This window comes from Vibrio sp. SG41-7 (assembly GCF_014164465.1).
GTDB lineage: Bacteria > Pseudomonadota > Gammaproteobacteria > Enterobacterales > Vibrionaceae > Vibrio > Vibrio splendidus.
In genome coordinates this window covers 1-5,692 of sequence record NZ_JACJFF010000190.1, presented here as the reverse complement: position 1 = coordinate 5,692, position 5,692 = coordinate 1, and the positions used below count along the sequence as shown (strand labels likewise).

Annotated in this window: 7 protein-coding genes and 1 pseudogene; 3 read left to right on the top strand and 5 right to left on the bottom strand. The window is 45.8% G+C overall.

Annotation, left to right across the window (positions count from 1 at the left end; translation table 11 throughout):
* The first annotated feature begins 91 nt into the window (after positions 1 to 91).
* Together H5300_RS25155 and H5300_RS25150 are read left to right on the top strand one after the other, a co-directional pair.
* Positions 92 to 766 (top strand): SDR family NAD(P)-dependent oxidoreductase, encoded by a 675-nt coding sequence (locus H5300_RS25155; protein ID WP_182797201.1) that lies wholly within the window; start codon positions 92 to 94, stop codon positions 764 to 766.
* 112 nt (positions 767 to 878) lie between these two features.
* A complete protein-coding gene (locus H5300_RS25150; protein ID WP_017084996.1) occupies positions 879 to 1,118 on the top strand; it encodes an RNA-binding protein in 240 nt (79 codons plus the stop codon).
* 148 nt (positions 1,119 to 1,266) lie between these two features.
* Here H5300_RS25150 and H5300_RS25145 read toward each other — a convergent pair whose 3' ends face one another.
* From H5300_RS25145 to H5300_RS25125, 5 genes are all read right to left on the bottom strand, one after another.
* Entirely contained in the window at positions 1,267 to 1,611 is a 345-nt protein-coding gene (locus H5300_RS25145) for a ribosome recycling factor family protein (protein ID WP_102449752.1), read from the bottom strand.
* Between the two features lie 211 nt (positions 1,612 to 1,822).
* Complete coding sequence (locus tag H5300_RS25140) at positions 1,823 to 3,055, bottom strand: MalY/PatB family protein (RefSeq protein ID WP_182797200.1); 1,233 nt, start codon at positions 3,053 to 3,055, stop codon at positions 1,823 to 1,825.
* A gap of 122 nt (positions 3,056 to 3,177) precedes the next feature.
* On the bottom strand, positions 3,178 to 3,645 hold the full coding sequence (locus tag H5300_RS25135) for an OsmC family protein (protein WP_182797199.1): 468 nt from the start codon (positions 3,643 to 3,645) through the stop codon (positions 3,178 to 3,180).
* 29 nt (positions 3,646 to 3,674) lie between these two features.
* Positions 3,675 to 4,067 (bottom strand): GFA family protein, encoded by a 393-nt coding sequence (locus H5300_RS25130; RefSeq protein ID WP_017057647.1) that lies wholly within the window; start codon positions 4,065 to 4,067, stop codon positions 3,675 to 3,677.
* A 113-nt stretch (positions 4,068 to 4,180) separates the two neighbouring features.
* The gene (locus H5300_RS25125; protein ID WP_182797198.1) at positions 4,181 to 5,110 is read right to left on the bottom strand and encodes a LysR family transcriptional regulator; all 930 of its coding nucleotides are present in this window, start codon (positions 5,108 to 5,110) and stop codon (positions 4,181 to 4,183) included.
* 173 nt (positions 5,111 to 5,283) lie between these two features.
* Here H5300_RS25125 and H5300_RS25120 point away from each other — a divergent pair.
* Positions 5,284 to 5,571, top strand: a pseudogene (locus H5300_RS25120) (NAD-dependent epimerase/dehydratase family protein); the annotation flags it as partial.
* Positions 5,572 to 5,692: the final 121 nt, after the last annotated feature.

Sequence of the window (5,692 nt, the reverse complement as noted above, 5' to 3'; positions counted from 1 at the left end):
CTCATGGATCTCTGCATCTTGGTCTTAGATCTCAGCAAACAGGTATTCAAAGCCTTACTATCTCGATTCAATTCAACAATTCCGAGTCACCATGATTTTAATCACCGGATCAAGCAGCGGTTTAGGCGCAGCTTTAGCCAAGCAATATGCGAATACATCGAACAGCCACCAGCGCTTAATGATCACTGGCCGCAGCTCCCAACGTTTAGCTGAATTAGCGAAAAGCCTGCCAGCGAATACTGTTAGCCAAGCCTGTGACTTGTGTGATCCACAATCAGTGAGCGAGTTATTGGATGCATTGCCTGAAACACCAAAACTGGTGGTTCATAGCGCAGGCAGTGGGTACTTCGGTAAAATTGAACAACAAGATCCCGCCGCCATCAGCGACATGCTGAAAAACAACATCGAGTCTTCGATCTTTTTGATTCGCGAGCTTGTGCAGCGCTACAAAGATCAATCAGTCACCATTGCAGTGGTGATGTCGACGGCGGCTCAAGGCGCTAAAGCAGAAGAGTCTACTTACTGCGCAGCCAAATGGGCCGTTAAAGGCTTTATCGAATCGGTCAGGTTGGAGCTCAAAGGTCACCCGATGAAGATCGTTGCAGTTTACCCCGGCGGGATGGCAACCGAGTTTTGGGGAACCAGCGGCAAAGCAATGGATACCTCAAGCTTTATGACCGCACAAGAAGCCGCTCAAATGCTGCAGCAGGCGTTAACCAGTACCGAGCATGGATATGTGTCAGATATCACGATAAACCGCGGTTAACGGCTAATGAGAGCAGCGAACAGGTAAACCGAGCTATTCCGCTAATTATTTGTGAGGGTGAGCACGAAAGTGTGCGACAATGCTCAGCGTAAATTCATATTCAAGGTTTATTATGAAACTTCTAGTTCGTAACCTATCGCGCTCTACTGCAGAGCAAGACATCCGTGTTCTATTTTCTGAGTTCGGCTCAGTAAAAGAGTGCAGCCTAGTTTTAGACCAAGAAACTGGCGAATCTAAAGGCTTTGCATTTGTTGAAATGCCAGAGCACGAAGAAGCTAAAGCGGCACTAAACAAGCTGAACTTGTCAAAGCTTGGCAGCAACACGATTCGTGTAAAAGTAGCTAACTCTTAATCGAGTAAACGCTTTATAAGCCACATGGCTTAGCTTAAGCAGCACAAGCACAGATGATAAAGCCCGTAACGATATTGCGCTGAAAAACGTAATATCGTTACGGGCTTTTTGCTGCTCGCGATTCTCTTTTCACACGATTCGAATACGCCTACAGCCCTTCATGTTCATCAATGGCACGCCTTGCTTCTGCCATTGAACATCCAGATTCCATCACCAGTTGAGCGACGGTCATTGAGGGTGTCGCGGCCAACAGAGATGCCAAACACACCACAGGTTTAGGCAGCACTTTGTCGATTACGATTGCTATCCAACCGTCTTTTTCGTGAGTTAACATCGTTTTAAATTCAACGAGTTGATGCTCTTGAGCGACCAACAGCCAATTGCGCGAACGACGAACTCGCTTCAACTGGCATCCACATTCTGCAGCATGCGCCATCACTTGGCTTTTATCACTCACACGATGTACAAAACTATTCAGTGGGACGCTAAACATAACTCTCTGCTAACCAATCTATTCCTACCATCCAAGAGATCGCTACCTATCTCTCAGTACTTTCTAACTGTCACTCAATTAAAACCGTACGTAGGATTACACAGACATAAAAAAACCGCCAGTGATGCACTAAGCAGCCTCGCGGTTTTTTGTTCTTTAGAGCCTAACGCTCAGCATCAACAGCTAAGCGTTTTCAATTCAACATGGATAATCAGCAACAGCTTTTTGAAGCGCCGCTATCGCAACAAGTTGAAGAAGTCTGGCTTCCTCGCTCAAAGCCATCAATCGCGTCTGCTAAAGCCGTAAATGATTGTTCGATATTATCGCGTGACGTCGCGATATTCATTCGCATGAAGTTAGGGCTTTGTGCACCAAACCAACCACCTGGGGTTAAGCCCATTTTAGCCTGTTCAAACACCACATTTTTTAGCTCTTCTTCTGAGAAATCCAAGCCAGAGAAATCAAACCACACTTGGTAAGTGCCTTGCGGCTGGAAGACTTTTAACTGAGGAATGCGCAGCTCCGCAAATTCAGAGATCCATTTCACCGTGTCTTGCAAATACGCCAGCATGCCGTCTAGCCACTCTTCACCTTTCTCAAAGGCGGCAATCGTCGCAAACGTCGTCAAGGCATTACCATGGTCAAGATACATCGCTGCTATGTTGGTTTTGAACGCTTCAAATAACTCATGATTGTTGGTGTACACATAACCATTTGAGATGCTGTGCATGCCGAAGGTTTTCGCCGGAGAGCCAATCAAGGCAATGACCTTGTCGTAATCAAAGCTGGTTAAGCTCGTAAAAGCGTGACCTTCAAAGATAATGTCGGAGTGGACTTCATCACTGATGATCAGCACATCGTGGCGCTTAGCTATTTCGATGACTTGTTCAATCTCTTGAGGTGTCCACACTCGCCCAGTCGGGTTATGCGGATTACAGAAAATCATCGTCTTCACTTTTTGGTCGATGATCTGTTGCTCCATACCAGAAAAATCAACCTGATAACTCTGTCCGTCATTAATCAACGGGCTATTCACGACCTGACGACCTGCTTTATTCACCAAATTAGCAAACTGATGGTAAGCCGGCGTATGAATAAGCACACCATCACCCTCGTTGGTAAACTGGCGCAGTAACAACGCGATGCCTGGTAACACTCCCGGAACCTGAACGAATTTGTCAGAAGACAGGCTTAAACCATGACGCTTTGAATACCATTGAGATAGCGCCTCAAACACTGCCTGTTCATTGAACTCATACGAGTACACTCCACGCTCAACCAAGCGGTTAAGCTCTTGAGTGATCGGTTCGGCTACCTGAAAATCCATGTCGGCTACCCAGTAAGGAAATACATCGACAGTGTTGTAAATGCTCTCTAGCATCTCTGGTTTGCTTTTGATAAACGCATGTTCACCGTAATTCGATGCACTGTTAAACGCTGTCATGGAGGGTTCCTCAAATAGTGTGTTTGGTTCTTTTGCAATCAACTGGACTGCCTGAATACCCTTAAGACGATAGCGAGATAAAAAGGACGAAGCTTTTAAAGAAATCTTGTGGTTAATTTAAATTAATCTCGCATCTCGACCTTTATCTCAGTCTTGACCGAGTTCGCGATAAAGCAGTTTTTGTGTGCCAAGTGATGCAGTTTTTCGAGCTGTTTGGCAGTTGGTATCTTAATGCCCGAAAACACAATCTCAGGTCGCAGAGTCACCTTAGTGACAGATGAGCGGCCTGATTCATCTTCTTCCAGTACACCAACGGCATCATCGACATAAGAGTCGATCACGTACTGCTGCTTGGCGGCAATGCCCAAAAACGTCAGCATATGGCAGCTAGAAAGCGCCGCGATAAAGGCTTCTTCTGGGTCGACATTCGCTTCCACCGAAAACGGCAGTGGCACTACATGAGGAGAAGATGAAGCTGGCACAGTAATACCACCATCGAACTCCCACGTATGACCGCGACTGTATTGGTTGTTGCTAAAGGCTTCATCTTCCGCTTTTTGCCAGCGAATGACCGCTCCATATTCAGACATAATTAATTCCTTTTATATTGTGTAACGACTTAGCGGTCAGCAGGATGATTAACGCCATCATTGGTCACCACATCGCCAATATCAAAAGGGTTTACCCCTTCCAAACAACCGATGTTAAAACCGTATTCATTTGGGCTTGAGCGGCGTTGGTGATGGGTATAGATACCGCAGTTTGAGCAGAAGTAGTGCTTCGCGGTGTTGGTATTGAATTGATAAAGCTTAAGATGCTCCGCACCTTTGAGGATCTTGATGCCATCCAGCGCAACAGAGCCTACAATCGCCCCTCTACGACGGCAGATAGAACAATCACAACGGCGTGGTTTTTCTATCCCGTTAGGTAAGCTGAGCTCTAGTTCAACCGCACCGCAATGGCAGGTTGCCTTGTGAAAAGGTTGGATGACCGTATCTCCGACGACTTTCATTTCTCTCTCCAATCACATCCTTATGTTGGTCGTATCATAACCAGTTCAATGTCCTCTGTCCGTAGCCGGGTGCTGAGTTCGAGATATCTGTCATGCGCTGCTTCTCGGCTAATCTAACTAGACTTTTCAACCAAATCGCCAAAGCGCTCAAACAGATAATCCAAAAACAGTCGGATACGCTTCGGCTGATATTTCTTGCTGATGTACACCACATTCAAGTCGGCGCTCGACACCGACATCGCGGTATTGAAGTTTTTCATGTAGCCATTAAGCAGAGTAACAAGGCGTTGGTTATTGATGTCGTCTTGCACATCCAGCACCGATTTAAGCGCAATGCCCTCACCTTTTAATGCCCAGTAGCGGATCACTTCGCCATCGTCTGAAAATCGCTTCGGCACAACCGTCACCGACTTCTTCATATCATGATCTTGGAAGTGCCATGTCTTGAGCTCTTCATTGCTACGCAGCATGGCTAAACAGTCGTGTTCAACCAAGTCTTGTGGCGTTAACGGTGTTCCATGTTTAGCGAGGTATTCAGGGGAAGCGCACAACACACGTCGGCTTGGTGATAAGCGTCTGGATATCAAACTGCTGTCGACCAGTTCACCATAACGAATCACGATATCCATGCCAGATTCAGCAATGTTCGAGAGGTTATCGTTCAAATACAGGTAAGGAATAACGTCCGGATACTGCTGGCAAAACTCCGAAAGAATAGGAAGAATGTACTGCTTTCCGATGTCTTTTGGCGCGGCAATTTTTAGCGAGCCTTTGACTTCTTTTACGCCATTTTGAATCAGGTTTTCGGCCTCACTGACGTTGTCTAAAATCTCCAAACATGCCTTGTGATACAACTCCCCAGAGTCGGTCAAAGACACATGACGCGTGCTTCGATTCAACAACTTCACACCATATCGTTCTTCAAGCGCCTGCAGCCTTGCTGTCATGGTCGCAGGAGAAAGCCCTAACTCTCGCCCAGCCGCAGCTAACCCGTGATGCTTAACAATGCTCACGAACATCGCCATATCTGAAAACTTATCCATACGATTCTCGCTTCCACCTCTTCGTCTTACTTCTCGATCTTAATGCTCGATTTGAATACTCAGTCACACTATTCAGATTAACCGAATAATGAATTTATATTTTAACCAATTATCAAATTTAGTCGAATAAATATAATGGCAAACATCAACAGAACAACGCAGGAATTCAGAGCATGACTAACGAATCGACTAAACAAGAGAAACACACTTTCGTCATCATTGGTGGCACATCAGGTATCGGCAAAGCACTAGCGATGCAACTAAGAAACGAGAACAACACGGTACATATTGCCAGCCGACACACAGGCGTTGATATCACCGATGAAAAGTCGATTTGTGAATACTTCGAATCGATTGGCGTGTTTGACCACTTAATCGTAACGGCTGGCTCATCCGCTCCCGCAGGAAAAGTAACAGACGTAGCAACCGCAGACGCTAAGACAGCTTTTGACACTAAGTTTAATGAGATGGTACGTCCCTCCCTACAGCTAAACTTGAAATGGTTTAGTCTTAAAAGGAAAGTACCAAATGAATAACTCACACATTATCGGAATCGATTTAGGTAAGAACTCTTTTCATTTA

Coding starts and splice junctions, on each gene's coding strand:
- H5300_RS25130 (WP_017057647.1), bottom strand. CDS start 4,067: ATGAAAGTCGTCGGAGATACGGTCATCCAACCTTTTCACAAGGCAACC.
- H5300_RS25125 (WP_182797198.1), bottom strand. CDS start 5,110: ATGGATAAGTTTTCAGATATGGCGATGTTCGTGAGCATTGTTAAGCAT.
- H5300_RS25145 (WP_102449752.1), bottom strand. CDS start 1,611: ATGTTTAGCGTCCCACTGAATAGTTTTGTACATCGTGTGAGTGATAAA.
- H5300_RS25140 (WP_182797200.1), bottom strand. CDS start 3,055: ATGACAGCGTTTAACAGTGCATCGAATTACGGTGAACATGCGTTTATC.
- H5300_RS25135 (WP_182797199.1), bottom strand. CDS start 3,645: ATGTCTGAATATGGAGCGGTCATTCGCTGGCAAAAAGCGGAAGATGAA.
- H5300_RS25155 (WP_182797201.1), top strand. CDS start 92: ATGATTTTAATCACCGGATCAAGCAGCGGTTTAGGCGCAGCTTTAGCC.
- H5300_RS25150 (WP_017084996.1), top strand. CDS start 879: ATGAAACTTCTAGTTCGTAACCTATCGCGCTCTACTGCAGAGCAAGAC.